The organism is Streptomyces spiroverticillatus (assembly GCA_014650415.1).
Lineage (GTDB): Bacteria > Actinomycetota > Actinomycetes > Streptomycetales > Streptomycetaceae > Streptomyces > Streptomyces spiroverticillatus.
Genome location: BMUX01000040.1, coordinates 11851 through 34762 on the forward strand (window position 1 = coordinate 11851; position 22912 = coordinate 34762).

Here is a 22912-nt window from a genome sequence, read left to right on the forward strand (position 1 = left end):
CGGCGGCAACGCTGCACGCCTCTAGGGGAATTCGCAGTCGGCCCTGGTGAGACTGGGTGGGAAACCCCAGCATCGCCCTCGAGAGGTTGACATCCTGATGTCGAACGAGCAGAAGCTTCGCGACTATCTGAAGCGGGCCATCGCCGACCTCGACGAGACGCGCGAGCAGCTGCGAGAGGTGCACGAGAAGAACCGGGAGCCCATCGCGATCGTCGGCATGGCCTGCCGCTACCCGGGCGGCGCCGACACACCCGAGCAACTGTGGGAGCTGGTGCGCGACGGTGTCGACGCCGTCTCCCCCTTCCCCGCCAACCGCGGCTGGGACCTGGACGGTCTCTACGGGGGCACCGAAGCGGTCTCCGCCGAACCGGGCCACGAAGGCGCCGCGTACCCGCGTGAGAGCGGATTTCTGCACGGCGCCGGCGAGTTCGACGCGGGCTTCTTCGGTATCTCGCCGCGTGAGGCCCTCGCCATGGACCCGCAGCAGCGGCTGATGCTGGAGACCGCCTGGGAGGCGGTCGAGCGCGCCGGCATCTCCCCGCACGGGCTGCGCTCCACCCAGACCGGCGTGTTCATCGGCGCCGGGCACAGCGGCTACGACGCGGCGGCCACGACCGCCGCAACCGGACAGGTGCGCGAGGAGGTCGCGGGACATCTGCTCACCGGCAACACCGTCAGTGTCGCCTCCGGTCGCATCTCGTACGTGCTGGGGCTGGAGGGGCCGGCCATCACCGTCGACACGGCCTGCTCCTCGTCGCTGGTGGCCCTGCACCTCGCGGTGCAGTCACTGCGCCGTGGCGAGTGCACGCTCGCCCTCGCGGGCGGCGTCACCGTCATGTCCACTCCGCAGATGTTCGCGGAGTTCGGGCGCCAGCGCGGCCTGGCCGCCGACGGCCGGTGCAAGCCCTTCTCGGCCGCCGCGGACGGTACGGCGTGGAGCGAGGGCGCCGGCGTCGTCCTCGTCGAGCGGTTGTCCGACGCCCTGCGCAACGGCCATCCGGTACTGGCCGTCGTACGCGGCTCAGCCGTCAACCAGGACGGTGCGTCGAACGGCCTGACGGCGCCGAACGGGCCCTCACAGCAACGCGTCGTCCGGCGGGCGCTGGCCGACGCGGGTCTCGCCGCCCACGACGTGGACGCCGTCGAGGCGCACGGCACCGGCACCCGGCTGGGCGACCCCATCGAGGCCACCGCCCTGCTGGCCGCCTACGGCCGGGGACGACCGGCGGACCGCCCGCTGCTCCTCGGCTCGATGAAGTCCAACATCGGCCACACACAGGCCGCGGCCGGTGTCGCGGGCGTCATCAAGACGGTGCTCGCCCTGCGCCACGGCGTCCTGCCCGCCACCCTCCATCTGAACGAGCCGTCCCCGCACGTGGACTGGGCGGCGGGCGGCGTTCGTCTGCTCACCGAAGAGGCCGCATGGCCCGCGGGGGAGGAGGGCCGGCCGCGACGGGCCGCCGTGTCCTCGTTCGGCGTCAGCGGCACCAATGCCCACGTGATCCTCGAACAGCCGCCGACCGTGACGGCCACGGCGGCCGTCGACACCGACGCCTCCGGAGCGTTGCCGTGGGTCCTCTCGGCGAAAACGGCCGAAGCCCTTCGCGCCCAGGCGGTACGTCTGGCCGAACACCTCGGCGAACGGACGGAGTCGGAGCCTTCCGACATCGCCTTCTCGCTCGCCACCACCCGGGCCTCGCTGGAACACCGGGCGGCCGTCGTGGCCGAGGACCGGGCGGGACTGCTCGCGGGTCTCGACGCTCTGGCGGAGGGCAGGGGAGAGACCGCAGTCGCGAGCAAGGGGCCCCTTGCCGTGCTTTTCTCCGGTCAGGGTTCGCAGCGGTTGGGTATGGGGCGCGAGTTGTACGCCCGTTTCCCGGTGTTCGCGGCTGCCTTCGACGCGATCTGCGCGGAGCTGGACGTCCCGGTGAGGGACGTGGTGTGGGGCGAGGACGCCGAGGCGCTGGATCGGACGATGTTCGCGCAGCCCGCTCTGTTCGCGGTCGAGGTGGCGTTGTTCCGTCTCGTCGAGTCGTGGGGTGTACGGCCGGACTTCGTGGCCGGTCACTCCATCGGCGAGGTGGCTGCCGCGCACGTCGCGGGGGTGCTGTCCCTGGCTGACGCGTGCACGCTGGTCGCGGCGCGCGGCCGGCTGATGCAGGCGCTGCCCGAGGGCGGTGCGATGCTCGCCGTGCAGGCGACGGAAGCCGAAGTAACGCCTCTCCTGGGCGAGTTGGTATCGATCGCGTCGGTCAACGGTCCCACGTCCATGGTCGTGTCCGGTGCGGTGGAGCAAGTGGACTCCGTACGGGCCCACTTCGAGGGTCTGGGCCGCAAGGCGACGCGTCTTCGTGTCTCGCACGCCTTCCACTCGCCGCTGATGGACCCGATGCTGGACGACTTCCGTGCGGTGGTGTCGGGTCTCTCCTTCGCCGCACCCACGATCCCGATGGCGGCGGGCACCGAGTCCGTGTGCGACCCGGAGTACTGGGTGCGCCATGTCCGTGCGGCGGTGCGTTTCGCGGACGACGTACGGACCCTTTCCGGACACGGCGTCAGGCGGTTCCTGGAGCTCGGTCCGGACGGGGTCCTGTCCGCGATGGCTTCCGCCTGCCTGCCCGAGGACAGCGACGCCCTCCTCGTACCCGTACTGCGCAAGAACCGCGACGAACAGCTCTCCGTCCTCCAGGCAGTGACCCGGCTCCACGTGGACGGGGCCGAGGTCGACTGGGCGGCCCTCTTCGCCGACGCCGGAGCCCGTGCCGTCGAGCTGCCCACCTACGCCTTCCAGCACCAGCGTTACTGGCTTCCGGCCGACGGGGCGCAGCCGTTGCGCGGCGCCGGTCCCGCACTCGTCGCCGACCAGGTGGAGGCCGCCTTCTGGGAAGCCGCCGAACGCGGCGACCTGGCCGCGGCCTCCGCCGCACTCGGCATCGAAGGGGCGTCCGCCGAAGCCTCCCTGGACACTCTGCTCCCCGTGCTCGGTGCCTGGCGCGCCCGGCGCCGTACCCGCGCCACGATCGAGTCCTGGGCCTACCAGACCACGTGGGCCGCCCTGGACCTCCCCACCGCCGGGACGGCGCCCGCCTCCGGCTGGCTGGCCGTCGTCCCCGACCACGTGGCCGACGACGAGTCCCTCGCCGCACTCCTGTCCGGCCTCACCGACCTCGGGGCGCACGTCGGACGACTCGTCGTCTCCACCGCGGATGGCGCCGACTCCCTGACGGAGCAAGTCCGTACGGCCCTGGCAGCCGCTTCTGAGCCGGTGGCCGGCGTGCTCTCCTTCCTCTCCCTCGACGAGCGCCCGCACCCCGCACACCCGGCGGTCCCGCGCGGACTCCTCGCCACCGTCGACCTGCTGCGAGCAGTGGAGGCGGCCGCCGTGCCGGCGCCGCTGTGGTGCCTGACCCGCGGCGCGATGTCCGTCGACGGCATGCAGGCGTCCACCGGTCCGTTCCAGGCCCAGACCTGGGGACTCGGCCGGGTCGCGGCCCTGGAATTCCCGCAGCGCTGGGGTGGGCTCATCGACCTTCCCGACGCCGTCGACACCCTCCACGGCCGCGAACTCGCGGCCCGGGTGGCCGGTGTGCTCGGTGCGGACGCGGGCGAGGACCAGATCGCCGTACGGTCCTACGGAACGTACGGACGGCGCCTCACCCACGACGTCCCTGCACAGGACACGGACCACTGGTCCGCCCCGCGCGGCACGGTACTCGTGACCGGCGGTACGGGAGCCCTGGGCGCCCGGGTCGCCCGCTGGCTCGCGGGCGCGGGCGCCGAGCACCTGTTGCTGACCAGTCGCCGCGGCCCGGCCGCCGAAGGCGCGGGAGAACTCGCCGCCGAACTGGAAGCGATGGGTGTACGGATCACTGTCGCCGCCTGCGACACCGCCGACCGCGACGCCCTCACCGCCCTCCTCGACTCCATTCCCACCGATGTGCCACTGCGAGGTGTCGTCCATGCCGCCGGCGTCCTCGACGACGGTGTGCTGGACGCGCTGACCGGCGAGCGGTTCGACACGGTGCTGCGCGCCAAGGCGCAATCCGCCCTGCTGCTCGACGAACTCACCCGTACCGGACACGGACGTACCGGACACGGCACGCACGAGAGCACCCGGGGTGGCGGGCACGACGGTGACGGGCAGGACGCGCAGGACGTGCGGGACGGCCACCAGCTGACCATGTTCGTGCTGTTCTCCTCCGTCACCGGTGTCCTCGGCAACGCGGGACAGGCCAACTACGCCGCCGCGAACGCCTGTCTCGACGCCCTCGCCGAGCAGCGCCGTGCCACCGGGCTGCCCGCCACCTCCGTGGCCTGGGGCTCCTGGGCGGACGCCGGAATGGCGGCCGACAACGACGCCCTCGCAGACCGGGTCCGCCGCAGCGGAATGACCCCGATGGCACCCGAACTCGCCCTCGCCGCCCTCCAGCAGGCCCTCGCGAGCGACGCCGCCTGCGTGACCGTGGCGGACATCTACTGGGACACCTTCGGGCCGGCCCTTTCGGCCGCCCGGCCCAGCCCGCTGATCGCCGACCTGCCCGAGGTCCGCCGCCTGGCCGAGGCCGAACGGAACCGGGACGGCGCGGCCTCGCCGCTGCGCACCCGCCTGCTCGCCCTGGCGACCACCGCCGAGCAGGAACGCGCCCTGCACGACCTGCTCCGCGAGGAGATCGCCGGCGTACTCGGGCATGCCTCCGCGAGTGCCGTCGACGTCCACCGGGCCTTCCGCGACCTGGGCTTCGACTCGCTGACCGCGGTGGAGCTGCGCAACCGGCTCGCCACCCTCACCGGCCTGCGTCTGCCCGCCACCCTCCTGTTCGACCACCCGACCACGGCGGCGGTAGCCGCCCACCTGCGTGCCGAGCTGCTGGACGGGCACACGGCGGCCGGGGCCGCCCCCACGCGGGGCGAGACGGACGAGCCGATCGCCATCGTCTCCATGGCCTGCCGGTTCCCCGGCGGCGTCGGCTCCCCCGAGGAGTTCTGGGAGCTGCTCGCCCGGGGCGGCGACGGGGTGTCGGCCCTGCCCACCGACCGGGGCTGGGACACCGAGGGGCTCTACGACCCCGACCCGGAGCACCAGGGCACCAGTTACGTCCGCGAGGGCGGCTTTCTCACCGGACTGGCGGGCTTCGACGCCGACTTCTTCGGCATCTCGCCGCGCGAGGCCCTCGCCATGGACCCGCAGCAGCGGCTGCTCCTGGAAACGGCGTGGGAGACGGTCGAGCGCGCCGGAATCGTCCCCGACGCCCTGCGCGGCAGCGCGACCGGCGTGTACGTCGGCTCCAACTTCCAGGACTACCAGCAGGTTCTGGGCGCCGCCCCGGACGACGTCACCGGGCACCTGATGACCGGCAACGCGGCCAGCGTGGTCTCCGGCCGGGTGTCCTACGCCTTCGGCCTGGAGGGCCCGGCCGTCACCGTGGACACCGCCTGCTCCTCCTCGCTGGTCTCCCTGCACCTCGCCGCGCAGGCACTGCGCCGCGGCGAATGCACCCTCGCCCTGGCCGGCGGCGTCACCGTCATGTCGACCCCGCACATGTTCGTGGAGTTCTCCCGGCAGCGCGGACTCGCGGCCGACGGACGCTGCAAGCCGTTCGCGGGGGCCGCGGACGGCACCGGCTGGGCCGAGGGCATCGGCCTGCTGCTGGTGGAACGCCTCTCCGACGCCCGGCGCAACGGGCACCCCGTCCTCGCCGTGCTGCGCGGCTCCGCCGTCAACCAGGACGGCGCGTCCAACGGCCTCACCGCCCCCAACGGCCCCTCCCAGCAGCGCGTCATCCGCCGGGCCCTGGCCGACGCCGGGCTGGGCGCCGACGAGGTGGACGCCGTGGAGGCGCACGGCACCGGCACCCGGCTCGGCGACCCGATCGAGGCGCAGGCGCTCATCGCCACGTACGGGCAGGAGCGCCCGGCCGACAGGCCGCTGCTCCTGGGCTCCGTCAAGTCCAACATCGGCCACACCCAGGCCGCGGCCGGTGTCGCGGGCGTCATCAAGATGATCCTGGCCATGCGCAACGGAGTACTGCCGCAGTCCCTGCACATCGACGCACCGTCCCCGCAGGTGGACTGGTCGGCGGGCGCGGTCGAACTCCTCGCCGCCCCCACCCCCTGGCCGGTGTTGGACCGTCCGCACCGGGCGGGCGTCTCCTCCTTCGGCATCAGCGGCACCAACGCCCACGTCATCCTTGAGGCGCCGGACCCGCTGCCGTCCGTGAACCCCGCACGCGAGGGCGGCTCCGGGCCCGGCGACGGCGCTCTGCACGGCAACGGCTCCGCGCTCGACGACAGTGTCCTGTCCGGCGCGGACCACCTGTCCGGTGCGGCCGGTACCGGCACGGGCGGCCCCCTCACGGACGACGCCCCCGCCCTCCCCTACGTCCTGTCCGCCAAGTCCCCCGAGGCGCTCGCCGCCCAGGCGGCCCGTCTCGCCGCGCACCTGCGCGACGGCGCGGCGCGAGCCGGTGACGCCCTGCCCGGCGTCGCTTACGCCCTGGCGGCGACCCGCACCGCGATGACGCACCGTGCCGCCGTCCTCGCGCCCGACGCCACCACCCTGCTCGCCGGTCTCGACGCGCTCGCCGAGGGCCGCGGCCAGACGTCGCCCGCCGTCCGCGAAGGCAGCGCCGAGCACGCAGGCGGCACCGTCTTCGTCTTCCCGGGCCAGGGCTCCCAGTGGCCCGCCATGGCAAGCGAACTCCTCGACAACTCACCGGTGTTCGCCGGGCGGATCGCCGAATGCGCCGCCGCCCTCGACACGTACACCGACTGGTCCCTGATGGATGTGCTGCGCGGAGCCGAGGGCGCACCCTCGCTCGACCGCGTCGACGTGGTCCAGCCCGTGCTGTTCGCCGTCATGGTGTCCCTCGCCGAACTGTGGCAGGCGCACGGCGTGCGTCCCGCGGCCGTCATCGGCCACTCCCAGGGCGAGATCGCCGCCGCCTGCGTGGCCGGCGCCCTCACCCTGGACGACGCCGCCCGCGTCGTCGCCCTGCGCAGCCAGGCACTGACCGCCCTGTCCGGACAGGGCGGCATGGTCTCCGTCGCCCGGAGTGCCGACGAGGTGCGCGCACTGATGGCGCCCTGGGGCGAGCGGTTGTCCCTCGCGGCCGTCAACGGACCTTCCTCCGTGGTGGTCTCCGGCGAGCCGGACGCCCTGGACGCCCTGCTCGACACCTGCGCCCGGGACGGCGTACGGGCCAAGCGGATTCCGGTCGACTACGCCTCGCACTCGGCCCAAGTGGAACGGATCGAGGCGCAGTTGCAGAGCGTCCTCGCTCCCGTCGCCCCCCGGGCCGCGCACATCCCCTTCTACTCCACGGTGACCGGCGTTCCGATCGACACGACCGTCCTCGACGGCGCCTACTGGTACGCCAACCTGCGGGGCACCGTCGAGTTCGAGCAGGCCACCCGCGCCCTGCTCGACGCGGGTCACGGCGTGTTCATCGAGGTCAGTCCGCACCCCGTCGTCACGACCGGAGTGCAGGAGACCGTCGAGGCCACCGGTTGCGCCGCGGCGGCCACCGGCACCCTGCGCCGCGACGAGGGCGGCACAGGACGCTTCGCGCTCTCCCTGGCCGAGGCCCATGTGCACGGCGCCCGCATCGACTGGGATGCGTTCTTCGAGGCCGCCGGGGCCGCGCGCCCCGCCGCCCCGCCGACGCTGCCCACGTACGCCTTCCAGCACCGCCGCTACTGGCCGCGCCCGGCGACCGGGGGCCTCGGGGACGTCGCCTCCGCCGGGCTCGGCGACCTCGACCACCCACTGCTCGGCGCGGCCCTGCCGCTCGCCCTCGGCGGTGAACTCGTCGCCACCGCCAGCTGGTCGCTGCGCAGCCACCCCTGGCTCGCCGACCACGCGGTCGCCGGCACCGTCGTGGTGCCAGGAGCCGCGCTCGTGGAGGTGGCCGTCCGGGCCGGTGACGAGCTCGGCTGCGGACGGGTCGAGGAACTGACCCTGCACGCGCCCGTCCGGCTGCCCGAACACGGCGGCGTCCAGGTGCAGATCGCGATCGGGGCCACCGACCCGGCCGGGTTGCGGACCGTCACCCTGCACGCCAGGCCCGACGACGTGCCGGAAGCCGAGTGGACCCTGCACGCCGAGGGCACGCTCGCCGAGCCCGCGACCGGGCCCGCCGAAGACCGCTTTCCCGAAGGGGAGTTCACCGTGTGGCCCCCGCGCGGGGCCGAGCCCGTCGAAGACGTCGGCGGCCACTACGCGTCGCTGCGCGCCGAGGGCTACGAGTACGGACCGGTCTTCCAGGGCCTGCGGGCGGCCTGGCGGCTCGGTGACGACGTGTACGCCGAAGTGACCCTGCCCGAAGCGGGCGCGGTGGACGCGGCCCGCTTCGGCATCCACCCGGCACTGCTCGACGCGGCGCTGCACGCGGCCGGACTCGGCCCGCTGAACAACTCCGAAGGCAGCACCGGCCTGCCCTTCTCCTGGTCGGGGGTCACCCTCCACGCCACCGGCGCCACCGCCCTGCGGGTTCGGCTGCGCCCCGCCGGAACCGACGCGGTCTCCGTCCTGATGGCCGACCCGCTCGGCCGCCCGGTCGCCGCCATCGACGCCCTGGCGGTACGACCGGTTACGGCCGCCGCCCTCGGTGGCGCGGAAGCCGTGCCGCGTGCGGTCCGCGACGCGCTGTTCCACCTGGAGTGGGCCCCGTTGGCCACGGACGCCGCGGGCCCGACGGGGCAGAACGCCCCAGCGATCCCGGGCGCCCCGACGACCCCGGACGCTCCGAACGACCGGGCCGCCCACTGGGCCGTCCTGGGACCGAACGACCTCGCGCACACCGCCGCCCTCGCCGAAGGCGGCGCCGTCCTCGCACAGTGGGACTCCCTGGCCGACCCGGCCGGCGTGGCTGCCGCGTCGCCGCGGACCGGCGCGCCGGACGTGGTGCTGATCACCGGAACCGACGGGCCCGCGGACGCCTCCGCCGACCTGCCGGCCGACCCGGCCACCGGTGCCGCCCGCCTGCTGGAGCGCGTACTGGATCTGCTTCAGGGCTGGCTGGCGGACGAAAGGTGCGACGGCACACGCCTGGTCGTCGCCACCCGCGGCGCCGTCACTCCCGACCCCGGCGGTGCCGTCGGTGATCTGCCCGGCTCGGCGCTGTGGGGTCTGCTGCGCTCGGCGCAGTCCGAGCACCCCGGCCGGATCGTGATCGCCGACCTCGACGACGACCCCGCGTCCTGGCGGGCCCTGCCCCGGGCGGTCACCGCCGGCGGCGAACCCCAGCTGGCGCTGCGTCAGGGCACGGCGTACGCACCTCGCCTGACCCGTACCCACACCTCCCGTGCGCTCACCGTGCCCCACGAGGACGCCCCCTGGCGGCTGGACATCCCCGAGAAGGGCAGCCTGGACCACCTGGCGCTGCGGCCCGCGCCGCAGGCGGCCGCGCCACTCGCACCCGGGCAGGTCCGTATCGCGGTCCGCGCCGCCGGACTCAACTTCCGTGACGTCCTGAACGCCCTCGGCATGTATCCCGGCGGAGCCGAGTTCCTCGGCTCCGAGGCGGCCGGTCTCGTCATCGAGACCGCCCCCGACGTCACCGGCCTGCGCACCGGTGACCGTGTCTTCGGCATGGTCACCGGCGGCTTCGGACCGCTGGCCGTCGCGGACCACCGCGTCGTCACCCGCATGCCGGCGGGCTGGACCTTCGCCCAGGCAGCCGCCGCACCCGTGGTGTTCCTCACCGCCCACTACGCCCTGCGCGACCTCGCGGGCCTCACCGAGGGCGAGTCCGTCCTCATCCACGCCGCCGCCGGCGGCGTCGGAATGGCCGCCACCCAGCTCGCCCGCCTGTGGGGAGCCGATGTCTACGGCACCGCCAGCGAGCCCAAACAGCGCCTGCTGCGCGCCGCGAGCGACGGCCTGCCCGCAGACCGCCTCGCCTCCTCCCGCACCCTCGACTTCGAGGACACCTTCCGCACGGCACGCGGCGGCAGGGGAGTGGACGTGGTCCTCAACTCGCTCGCGGGCGAGTACGTCGACGCGTCCCTGCGTCTCCTGGCACCCGGTGGCCGGCTCATCGAAATGGGCAAGACCGACGTCAGGGACGCCGCCGACGTGGCCCGCTACCACGACGGCGCGTTCTACCGCGCCTTCGACCTCGCCGAGGCCGGCCCCGAGCGGATCGGCGAGATGCTCGCCGAGCTGGTCGCCCTCTTCGAACAGGGCGCCCTGCGGCCGCTCCCGGTCACCGCGTGGGACGTCACGCACGCCCAGGACGCGTTCCGGTACGTCTCCCAGGCCCGCCACACCGGCAAGGTGGTCCTCACCGTGCCCCGCGCGTGGGACCCCGAAGGCACCGTCCTCATCACCGGTGGCACCGGAGAACTCGGCGCCGCGCTCGCCCGCCACCTCGTCGCCGAACACGGCGTACGGCACCTGCTGCTCACCGGACGCCGCGGCCCCGACAGCCCCGGCGCCGCCGAACTCCGCGCGGAACTCACCGAGCGGGGCGCCGAGGTCACTCTCGCCGCCTGCGACGCCGCCGACCGCGCGGCACTCGCCGCGCTGCTCGGCACCGTGAGCGACGCGCACCCGCTGACCGCCGTCGTGCACGCCGCCGGTGTGATCGACGACGGCGTGGTCACCGCCCTCACCCCCGAGCGGCTGCACACCGTACTGCGCCCCAAGGCGGACGCCGCCTGGAACCTGCACGAGCTGACCCGGCACCTGGACCTCGCAGACTTCGTACTGTTTTCCTCGGCCGCCGGGACGTTCGGCAACGCCGGACAGGGCAACTACGCGGCCGCCAACACCTTCCTGGACGGACTCGCCCGCCACCGCCGGGCCACCGGCCTGCCCGCCACCTCGCTCGCCTGGGGCCTGTGGGCCCGGGCCAGCGAGATGACCCGGCACCTGGACGACGGCGCCCGCAGCCGCGCCCGCTCCACCGGAGGGCTGCCGCTCGCCACCCACGACGGGCTCGCGCTGTTCGACGCGGCCCTCGCCGCCCGGCGGTCCCTGCTCGTACCGGTACGCCTGGACCACGCCGCCCTGCGCGGCCGGGCACCCGAGGCACTGCCCTCGATCCTGCGGGGGCTCTTCCGGGGCACGACCGCCCGACGCACCGTCGAGGCCGGCACCGGCCCGGCGGGCGGCGGCCTGCGGCAGCGGCTGGCCGCACTGCCCGCAGCCGAACGGCACAGCGCGCTCGTCGACCTGGTCACCACGTACGCCGCCGCCGTACTCGGCCACGCCGAGGCCGGCCCGGTCCATGCCGTGAAGGCCTTCCGCGACCTGGGCTTCGACTCGCTGACCGCCGTGGAGCTGCGCAACCGCCTCGCCACCGCGGCCGGGCTGCGGCTCCCCGCCACCCTGGTCTTCGACCACCCGACCCCCGTCGCCCTCGCCGCGCACCTGGGCAGCCTGCTGACCGACGACGTACCCGCGTTTGGAGCGCCCGCCGGACCGGCACCGGCCGCCCCGGACGACGATCCCGTCGTCATCGTCGGTATGGCCTGCCGCTACCCCGGCGACGTCCGTTCGCCCGAGGACCTGTGGACCCTGCTGGCCACCGGCACCGACGCCGTCGGCGGCTTCCCCACCGACCGGGGCTGGGACCTGGAGCACTTCTACGGCTCCGTCCCCGAGCACCCGGACGCCTCCCGCACCCTCGAAGGCGGATTCCTGCACGGCGCGGCGGACTTCGATGCGGACTTCTTCGGTATCGGTCCGAACGAGGCCACCGCGATGGACCCGCAGCAGCGCCTGCTCCTGGAGACCGCCTGGGAGGCGGCGGAGCGGGCCGGCATCGACCCCAGGTCGCTGCGCGGCAGCCGCACCGGCGTCTTCGCCGGACTGTCCTCCAGCGACTACCTGAGCCGCGGCGCGGAGATCCCCGAGGCGCTCGCGGGATACGTGAACACCGGCAACGCCGTCAGCGTCGTCTCCGGCCGCGTCGCCTACGCCCTGGGGTTGGAGGGGCCGGCCGTCACCGTGGACACCGCCTGCTCCTCCTCCCTGGTGGCGCTGCACATGGCCGCTCAGTCACTGCGGGCCGGTGAGTGCTCGCTCGCCCTGGCGGGAGGGGTGACCGTCATGTCCTCCCCGGTGATCATCGTGGACTTCTCGCGGCAGCGCGGACTGGCCGCCGACGGCCGCTGCAAGCCCTTCTCGGCGGCGGCCGACGGCACGGGCTTCTCCGAAGGCGTCGGCCTGCTGGTCCTCGAACGCCTCTCCGACGCGGAACGCAACGGCCACCAGGTGCTGGCCGTCGTGCGCGGCTCGGCCGTCAACCAGGACGGTGCCTCCAACGGCCTCACGGCCCCCAGCGGCCCCGCCCAGCAGCGCGTCATCCGGCAGGCCCTCGCCGGTGCCCGGCTGACCGGCGCCGAGGTCGACGCGGTGGAGGCACATGGCACCGGCACCCGGCTCGGCGACCCGATCGAGGCCCAGGCCCTGCTCGCCACGTACGGGCAGGACCGGGCGGCGGACCGGCCGCTGCGGCTGGGCTCGGTCAAGTCCAACCTCGGGCACACCCAGGCCGCGGCCGGAGTCGCCGGAGTGATGAAGATGGTGCTCGCCATGCGTCACGGTCTGCTCCCGAAGTCGCTGCACCTCGACGAGCGGACGCCGCACGTGGACTGGTCGTCGGGCGCCGTGCGCGTCCTGGACGAGGCGGCCCCCTGGCCGACGGCCGACGGCCGCCCGCGCCGGGCCGGAGTCTCGTCCTTCGGCATCAGCGGAACCAACGCGCACGTGATCCTGGAACAGGGCCCGGACGCCGGGTCCCTGTCGCACGAGGACACTCCGGACAAGCACACTGCGGGCTCAGGACCGGCCCCGGGAACGACTGTTGCGGGGCTCTCCTCCGCGGCGGCCGATACCGTGACGGCCGAGACCGTGCCTGCGAAGACCGCACCGGCCGAGACCACCACGGCCGAGGTCGAGTCGGCCGAGGTCGTCCCCGCCGCGCCCGAAGCGACCGAGGTCCGCGCAGCGGAGGACGCGCGGTCCAGCGGTGTCGCCCTGCCCTGGCTGCTGTCCGCGCGGAGCGCACCCGCGCTGCGCGGCCAGGCGCGGACCCTGCTCGCCCACCTGGACACTCCCGCCGGAAGCCTGCCGACGCCCCTCGACCTCGCCTCCTCCCTCGCGACCCGCCGGGCGCTCCTCGAACACCGGGCGGTCGTCACCGCCGCCGACCCGCACACCCTGCGCACGGCGCTCGCCGCGCTCGCCGAAGGCACACCGGCCCCCGGTCTCGTCCAGGGCCGGCACACCTCGGGACGCGACCGCAAACCCGTCCTGGTCTTCCCCGGCCAGGGCTCCCAGTGGGTCGGCATGGGAGCCGAACTCCTGGCGGAATCAGCGGAGTTCGCCGCCCGTATCGAGGCCTGCGAGCACGCGCTCGCCCCGTACACGGACTGGTCACTCACCGCCGTGCTGCGCGGCGAGCCGACCGCACCCCCGCTGGAGCGCGTGGACGTCGCCCAGCCGGCTCTGTGGGCGGTCATGATCGGGCTGGCGGCGGTGTGGCAGGCCCACGGCCTGCGCCCGGCAGCCGTCGTCGGCCACTCGCAGGGCGAGATCGCCGCCGCCTGCGTGGCCGGAGCGCTCTCCCTGGAGGACGGCGCCCGCGTGGTCGCGCTGCGCAGCCGTGCCATCGGCGCCGGACTCTCCGGCCACGGCGGCATGGTCTCCGTCGCCGCGTCCCACGCGGACGTCCTCGACCGCCTCACCGCCTGGGGCGAGCGCATCTCCGTCGCCGCGGTCAACGGTCCCGGCTCCGTCGTCGTCTCCGGCGAGCCGGACGCCCTGGACGCCCTGGTCGACGCCTGCACAGGCGACGGCGTCCGCGTGAAGCGGATCGCCGTCGACTACGCCTCCCACTCGGCCCAGGTCGAACGCATCCGCGACACCGTTCTGGCAGACCTCGACGGCATCGAGACCCGCGCACCCCGCATCCCGTTCCTCTCCACCCTCACCGGCGAATGGATCGACGCCAACACCCCCCTGAACGCCTCGTACTGGTACGAGAACCTGCGCCGCACCGTCCGGCTGGAGGACGCCCTGCGCACCCTCCTCGCGCAGGGACACGACGTGTTCGTCGAGGCCAGCGCGCACCCGGTGCTGACCGCGGCCATCGAGGACACCGTCGCCGCCGCCGGGGCGGACGTGCCCGCGCTCGGCTCACTGCGCCGGGACGACGGCGGCCGACAGCGGCTGCTGACCTCCCTCGCCGAGGCGCACGTGCACGGCGTGCAGATCGACTGGAGCGGCATCCTGGACGGCGGCCGGGCCGCCGACCTGCCCACGTACGCCTTCCAGCGAAGCCGGTACTGGCTCGACGCGCCCCCCTCCCCGACGGGTGGCACCCCGGCGGACCCCGCGGGCCTCGACACCGTCGTCCGCCTCGCCGACGCGGACGGGTCCCTCGTCCTCGGCGGCCGGATCGGCGCCGCCACCCACCCGTGGCTGGCCGACCACACCGTGCACGGTGACGCAGTCGTTCCCGCCACCGCCCTGCTCGACTGGGCGTTCCGGGCCGCCGACGAAGCGGACCGCGCGACGATCGCCGAGCTCACCGAACTCGTCCCGCTGACCGTCCCCGACGAGGGCACCGCGGAAATCCTGCTGACCGTCGGCGCGGCCGGGGAGGGCACGCGCAGCCTGACGATCCACGCCCGGACGGCCGCCGACGCCGACTGGACCCGCCACGCCAACGGCACGCTGTCCCGGACGGCCGCCACCACCGGTGCGGCGTTCGCGCCGGACAACTGGCCGCCGCACGACGCCCGCCCGGCCGACACCGAGGAGCTGTACACCGTCCTCGCCGAGGGCGGTTACGACCCCGGACCGGTGCACCGCACGGTCCGCGCGCTGTGGACCGCGGCCGACGGCGCGACCCTCGCCGAAGTGGCCCTGCCCCGCGAGCAGCACTCGGCCGCGACCGGATTCCGCATCCACCCGGCCCTGCTCCAGACCGTGCTGGCCATGTCCGCCGCAGGGACCGGCCGGGCCGAACTCCCCTCCGCCTGGCGGAACGTGACCCTGACCGCCACCGGCGCGACCGTGCTGCGCGTACGGATCGACCGCGCCCAGGACGGCACCCTGACCCTCACCGCCGCCGACGCCACAGGTGCGCCCGTACTCACCGCGAGCGCCGTCACCAGCGCGCCTGCGGCGGCCTCATCCCGGCACCCCCGCGCACTTTTCGAAACCGTCTGGACGGAACCCGCCTGGACCCACCCCGCCCGCACCGAACCCGCCGTTCCCGCACAGTGCTTCACCGGCCTGCCCGCCCTCCGCGAGGCCCTGGAAGACGGGGGCACGACCCCCTTCGCCACCACGGTGCTGCTCCGCCTCCCCGCGGCCGGCGATTCCGCGGACAGCGCCGACAACACCCCCGTACGGGAGATGCTGCACCTCGCCCAGACCTGGCTCGATGACCCACGCTGCGCGGACTCCCGGCTGGTCGTGGTCACCCCGGGCGACGACGCCGCGCTCACCGACGCCGCCGTCCAGGGGCTGATCCGCTCGGCGCAGGCCGAACACCCCGACCGGTTCCTGCTCGTCGACACCGACGGCGACCCGGCCTCCGAGCGTGCCCTGCCGGGTGCCGTGGCCGCCGCCGCGGCAGCCGACGAGACCCAACTCGCCCTGCGCGCGGGTACGGTCACCGTTCCGAGACTCCGGCACACCGCACCCCCGCAGGGCCCCTCGGGCCCGCCGGTCCAGGAGTGGGACCCGAACGGCGACGGCACCGTCCTGATCACCGGTGGCACCGGAACCCTCGGCGCCCTCGTCGCCCGCCACCTCGTCACCGCGCACGGCGTCCGGCACCTGGTGCTCACCGGCCGCCAAGGTCCCGCCGCCCCCGGCGCCGGGCAACTGCGCGACGAACTCACCGGCCTGGGCGCGACCGTCACCCTCGCGGCCTGCGACGCGGCCGACCGAGACGCCCTCGCCGGCGTCCTCGGCGCGATCCCCGCCGCACACCCGCTCACCGCGGTGGTCCACGCGGCCGGCGTCCTTGAGGACGGGCTGCTGGAGAACCTCACCGCCGAGGACCTCGACCGCGTCTGGCGTCCGAAGGCCGCAGCCGCCATGCACCTGCACGAGCTGACCCGCGACATCAAGCTGTCCGCCTTCGTCCTCTTCTCCTCCTTCTCCGGAGTCGTCGGAGGCCCCGCCCAGGCCAACTACGCCGCCGCCAACTCCTTCCTCGACGCCCTCGCCCACCGGCGCAGGGCCCAGGGGCTCACCGCGGTCTCCCTCGCGTGGGGATACTGGGGAGATTCCAGTGGAATGACGTCCAGTCTTGACCCCGTGGACGTCGCCCGCTTCGCACGCTCAGGAATGCTGCCGCTCTCGGCAGGCCAAGGACTCGGCCTGCTCGACGCCGCCGCGACTGTCGACCGTGCCCTCCTGGTCCCCGTACGCATCGATCCGCGGGCCCTCGCGGCCGCAGGCCGCGTTCCAGCGCTGCTGCGGGAACTCGCCCCGGTACGGAAGGCCCCACGGAGGTCCGCGGCCGCCGTGCCGGAACCGGCAGCCCCCGTGCGCGAGGACGGCGGGTTCGCCGAGCGGCTCGCCGGACTGAGCGAGGCCAAGCGCGACGCGCTGCTGCTCCCGCTCATCACCGGTCACGTGGCCGCCGTACTCGGCCACGGCTCGGCCGCCTCCATCGAAGCCGAACGCGGCTTCCTCGACCTGGGAATGAGCTCCCTGACCGCCGTGGAACTGCGCAACCGCCTGAACGAGGAGACGGGGCTCCGGCTGCCGACGACAGCGGTCTTCGACCACCCCACCCCGCTCGCCCTCGCCCGGCACCTGAGCGCCCAACTGGCCCCCTCCGGAGGCGTGGACCCGTACGACGCCCTCTTCACGGAACTCGGCCAACTGGAGAAGGCCCTCACCGCGGAGACCGCCTCCGCACTCGACACGGATGGCCGGGCCCGCTTGGCGGCCCGCCTCAAGGCACTGCAACGGAAACTCGACGACACCGCAGGGGCCACCCGCGACGGGGGGGCGGACGACACCGACGCCGACCTCGAAGCGGCCTCGACCGACGACGAGATGTTCGACCTGATCGACAAGGAACTCGGCCTCGCCTGACCGAGCAGGCCGCCCGGTGGGACCCGGCCGCCCACCGGCTCCGTCCCACCGGGCGGCCGCACACCGCACTACGCGTAACACCCTTTCCCGACTGCGAGGTTTCCCGCTCATGGCACCCAAGGCCGCCCCCTCCTCCGAGGACAAGCTCCGCGACTACCTCAAGAAGGTCACCGCAGACCTGCGGCGCACCAAGCAGAGGCTGGAATCCGTCGAGGCGCGGGACAACGAGCCGATCGCCATCGTGGGCATGGCCTGCCGGTTCCCCGGCGGCGTCCATTCCCCCGAGGACCTGTGGCGGATGGTCGCCGACGGCACCGACGTCGTGGGCGACCTGCCGGAGGACCGCGGCTGGGACACCGAGGGGATCTACGACCCCAACCCCGGTACGCCCGGGAAGAGTTACGTGCGCCACGGCGGATTCCTCGACTCCGTCGCCGGGTTCGACGCCGATCTCTTCGGCATCGCCCCGCGCGAGGCTCTCGCCATGGACCCGCAGCAGCGGCTGCTGCTCGAAACCTCCTGGGAGGCCATCGAGCACGCTCGGATCAGCCCCGCCGCCCTGCGCGGCACCGAGACCGGCGTGTTCATCGGCGGCGCCGACACCGACTACGGCTCCCTCGCCAGGCGGAGTGCCGAAACCGAGGGCCACCTGCTGACCGGCGGTGCGGTCAGCGTCCTGTCGGGCCGGATCTCCTACACCTTCGGTCTCGAAGGCCCCGCCGTCACCGTCGACACCGCTTGCTCCTCCTCGCTCGTCGCCCTGCACCTCGCCGTACGCGCGCTGCGGGCCGGAGAGTGCACCATGGCCCTGGCCGGAGGCGTCGCGATCATGCCGACCCCCCGCCTGTTCACCGAGTTCTCCCGTCAGCGTGGCCTCGCCGCCGACGGCCGCTGCAAGCCCTTCGCCGAAGCCGCCGACGGCACCGGATGGGCCGAGGGCGTCGGCGTCCTGCTCGTGGAACGGCTCTCCGATGCCCGGCGCAACGGCCACCACGTCCTCGCCGTCGTACGGGGTACGGCCGTCAACCAGGACGGCGCCAGCAGCCGCCTCACCGCGCCCAACGGCCCCTCCCAGCAGCGCGTCATCCAGGCAGCACTGGCCAACGCTCAGCTCGCCACCGACCAGATCGACGCCGTCGAGGCCCACGGCACCGGCACCACGCTGGGCGACCCGATCGAGGCCCAGGCACTGCTCGCGACCTACGGCCGCGGCCGCCCGGCGGAGCGCCCCCTGCTGCTCGGCGGCATCAAGTCCAACATCGGGCACGCGCAGGCGGCGGCCGGTGTCGCCGGTGTGATCAAGATGGTCTTGGCGATGCGGAACGGTGTCCTGCCCCGGACCTTGCACGTGGACCGGCCGACCTCGCACGTGGACTGGAGCGCGGGCGCCGTCGAGCTCCTCACCGAGCGCACCGACTGGCCCACCACCGGCCACCCGCGCCGCTCGGCGGTCTCCGCGTTCGGCATCAGCGGCACGAACGCCCACGTGATCCTGGAACAGGGCACACCGGAGCCGTCCGGGCCGCAGAGCGTCCCGGACGCCGCGACCGTCGCGCCCGCGGTGGTGCCGTGGGCCCTGACCGGTCGCACGGACCAGGCACTGCGGGACCAGATCGCACGCCTGCACACGTACGTGGAGCAAGCCGGGCCGCGCCCGGTGGACGTCGCCCTGACGCTCGCGGGGGCCCGGTCGGCGCTCGGTCACCGCGCGGTGCTGATGGGCGGCACACAGCCGGTCGCGGAGGGTGTGGCGCGCTCCGGCAAGTCGGCGTTCCTGTTTACGGGGCAGGGGTCTCAACGGCTGGGGATGGGGCGTGAGTTGTATGCGCGTTTCCCGGCGTTCGCGGCGGCTTTCGACGCGGTGTGTGACCAGCTGGACATGCCGGTGCGTGAGGTGGTGTGGGGCGAGGACACGGATGCGTTGAATCAGACGATGTTCGCGCAGGCCGGTCTCTTCGCCGTCGAGGTGGCTTTGTTCCGTCTCGTCGAGTCGTGGGGTGTGCGGCCGGACTTCGTGGCGGGTCATTCCATAGGTGAGGTGGCGGCCGCGCATGTGGCCGGGGTGTTCTCCCTGGCTGATGCGTGCACGCTGGTGGCGGCGCGCGGCCGGCTGATGCAGGCGCTGCCCGAGGGCGGCGCGATGCTTGCCGTACAGGCGACGGAGGAGGAAGTCCTCCCGCTGCTGGGCGGGTTGGCTTCGGTCGCGGCGGTCAACGGTCCGTCTTCCGTGGTTGTGTCGGGTGCGGTGGATCAAGTGGATTCCGTGCGGGCCCACTTCGCGGGCCTGGGCCGCAAGACGACGCGTCTGCGGGTCTCGCACGCCTTCCACTCGCCGCTGATGGATCCGATGCTGGACGACTTCCGCGCGGTGGTGGCCGGGCTGTCGTTCACGGCTCCGGAGATTCCGCTGGCCAAGGGTGCCGAGTCGGTGTGCGAACCGGAGTACTGGGTGGACCACGTCCGCGACGCGGTGCGCTTCGCGGATGACGTACGGGTCCTTTCCGGGCAGGGTGTGACGCGGTTCTTGGAGCTGGGCCCTGACGGGGTCCTGTCCGCGATGGCTGCCGCCTGCTTGCCCGAGGACAGTGACGCCGTCCTTGCACCCGTACTGCGCAAGGGAGTCGACGAGGAGACCGCCGCGCTCACCGCCGCCGCCAGGATGTTCGTCGACGGCGCCGCCGTGGACTGGACGGCCGTGCTGAGCGGAACCGGCGCGCGCCTCGTCGACCTGCCGACGTACGCCTTCCAACGCCAGAGCTTCTGGCCGGTCCCCGGCGAGGCGCCCGCCGGTGACGTCCGGGCCGCCGGGCTCGACGGTGCCGGACACCCTCTCCTCAACGCCTCCGTCGAACTCGCCGACACCGAAGGCATGTTGTTCACCTCGCGCCTCTCGGTCCAGTCGCATCCCTGGCTCGCCGACCACGTGGTGCGCGGCTCGGCGCTGCTGCCGGGGACGGCGTTCCTGGAGCTCGCCGTCCGGGCGGGCGACGAGGTCGGCTGCGGCACGGTGGAGGAGCTGACGCTCGCCGCGCCGCTCGTCCTTCCCGAGGAAGGCGGCGTCCAGCTCCAGCTGCGGGTGGCCGCCGCCGACAGCGACGGCCGACGCACGGTGAGCATCCGCTCCCGCCGCGAGGAGGCCGACGACCAGGCCTGGCTCCAGCACGCCACGGGTGTCCTCACGGCCGGCGAGCGCACCGTGGCCCTCGACGCTCCGGACGCCTCATGGCCGCCGGCCGGCGCGGAGCCGGTCGACCTGACCGGCCTGTACGACCGCATGTCCGAGGCGGGATTCGACTACGGCCCGGTCTTCCAGGGCCTGCGGGCCGCGTGGCAGCGGGGCGAGGACGTGTACGCCGAGGTCGCTCTCCCCGAGGGCGTCGACGGCAGCCGCTACGGACTGCACCCCGCGCTGCTGGATGCCGCGCTGCACGTCACCGCGTTCAACGGGGTGCCGCGCGGCGTCGTCCCGTTCTCCTGGGGGGGCGTGTCACTGCATGCCACCGGAGCCTCGTCGATCCGGGTGCGCGTGACCCGTGTGCGCGAGGACGCACTCGCCGTCGCCGTCGCCGACCCGGCGGGGGAGCCGGTGGCATCGGTGGAATCGCTGGTACTGCGCGCGGTGGATGCCGCTCCGGCGGCGGACCGGGACTCGGTGTACGGCGTGGAGTGGGTTCCGGTCGCGGCGAAGCCGCTGGCGGCAGTGGACCCGGACGTGGTCGTCGTCAGGATGTCGGGCGAGGAAGGTGACCAGGGCGACAACGGCGCTGCGGTCACCGAGGGCGGCAGCGGCGCGGTGGCTTCCGTGCACGCGCTTGCCGCACGGACCCTGTCCCTGCTCCAGGAGTGGCTGGCCGAGGAGCGGTCCGCCGCTGCCCGGCTGGTGTTCGTGACCCGGGGCGCGACGTCCGGCGAGGACCTTGCCGCTGCCGCCGCGTGGGGGCTGGTGCGTTCGGCCCAGTCGGAGCACCCCGGCCGCTTCGTCCTGGTGGACGTGGCGGGCCAGGAGCCGGAGAGGGGACTCCTGGAGACCGTACTGGCCACGGAAGAGCCCCAGTTGCTCCTCCGCGACGGCGAGGTACTGGCCGCACGGCTCTCCCGGGCCGACGCGGTGCGGGAGACCGCTCCCGAGTGGGCCGGTGAGGGAACGGTCCTGATCACCGGTGGTACGGGTGGCCTGGGCCGGGTGATCGCCCGGCACCTGGTCGTCGAGCACGGCGTACGCAGCCTGCTGCTGGTGAGCCGGAGCGGCGCGACCGCCGAGGGCGCCGCCGACCTGGTCGCGGAACTGTCGGGGCTGGGCGCCGAAGCTGTCGTCGAGGCGTGCGACGTCGCCGACGCGGACGCCGTGTCCGCACTGGTCGCGCGCCACCCGGTGCGGGCCGTGGTCCACACCGCCGGTGTGATCGACGACGGAGTAGTGGAGGCACTGACGCCCGAGCGGCTGTCGGCGGTACTGCGCCCCAAGGTCGACGCCGCCTGGAACCTGCACGAGGCCACGCGCGACCTCGATCTCACCGCATTCGTGCTGTTCTCCTCCGTCTCCGGCCTCTTCGGCGGCCTCGGCCAGGCCAACTACGCCGCTGGCAACGTCTTCCTGGACGCGCTCGCGGAGCACCGCCGGGCCCTCGGACTCCCGGGCATCTCGCTCGCGTGGGGTCCGTGGACGCAGGACGCAGGCATGACCGGCACCCTGTCCGAGGCAGACCTCCAGCGCATCGCCCGTACCGGCATGCCCGAACTGACCCCGGCCGAGGGCGCCGCACTGTTCGACGCCGCCCTGCGCACGGACGCTTCGCTGATCGCCCCCGTGCGGTTCGACTTCGCGGCCCTGAGGGCGCAGGACGAGGTGCCCGCCCTGCTGCGTGCCCTGGTCAGGCCTCGTACCCGAACCCGGCGTTCGGCGGCTGCCCCGACTGCCGGAACGTCCGCGACGGCAGGTCTGCGGCGCACTCTCGCCACCCTCGCGCCCGACGAACGGAGCGAAGTCCTCCTCGACCTCGTGCGCGGGCACGTTGCCCTCGTCCTGGGACACACCGACTCCGCCGTCGTCGAATCGACGCGGGCGTTCCAGGACCTGGGCTTCGATTCCCTGATGGCGGTCGAGCTGCGCAACCGGCTGGGCGCGGCCGTCGGCCTGCGGCTCCCGGCGACGCTGGTCTTCGACCACCCGACAGCCGACGCGCTGGTGGACCTGCTGCTTGACGAACTGCTGGACGGCGAGCCCGACTCGGCGGCGGAACCGCTGCCGACCCGGCCCGTGACCACCGACGACGACCCCGTCGTGATCGTGGGCATGGCGTGCCGGTATCCGGGTGGGGTGGCCTCGCCCGAGGACCTGTGGAACCTGGTCGACGGCGGTGTGGACGCCGTGGGCGGCTTCCCGGCCGACCGCGACTGGGACGTCGAGGGCGAGTCGTTCGAGCGCGCGGGAGGCTTCCTCTACGGCGCTGCCGACTTTGACCCGGACTTCTTCGGGATGAGTCCGCGTGAGGCGGTCGCGACGGACGCGCAGCAGCGGTTGCTGCTGGAGACGACGTGGGAGGCGGTGGAGCGGGCGGGCATCGATCCGGTGTCGCTGCGGGGTTCGCAGACCGGCGTCTTCGCGGGCGTCATGTACACGGACTATCGTGGCCTGCTCGACGGTCCGCAGTACGAGGGCTTCCGGGGCAACGGCAGTGCACCCAGCATCGCCTCCGGCCGAATCTCGTACACGTTCGGATTCGAAGGCCCGGCGGTGACGGTGGATACGGCGTGTTCGTCTTCGCTGGTGGCGATGCACTGGGCGGCGCAGGCACTGCGTTCGGGCGAGTGCTCGCTGGCGGTTGCCGGTGGTGTGAC

The 22912-nt window shown here is 74.0% G+C and carries 2 protein-coding genes; both read left to right on the forward strand.

All coding sequences use genetic code 11. From position 1 onward, the window contains the following. Positions 1-94 precede the first annotated feature (94 nt). Positions 95-17074 (forward strand): type I polyketide synthase, encoded by a 16980-nt coding sequence (locus IE269_RS41855; RefSeq protein ID WP_438817656.1) that lies wholly within the window; start codon positions 95-97, stop codon positions 17072-17074. A gap of 16 nt (positions 17075-17090) precedes the next feature. Beyond that, on the forward strand, positions 17091-22912 hold a 5822-nt coding region (locus IE269_RS41860), incomplete at its 3' end, for an SDR family NAD(P)-dependent oxidoreductase (RefSeq protein ID WP_474200944.1).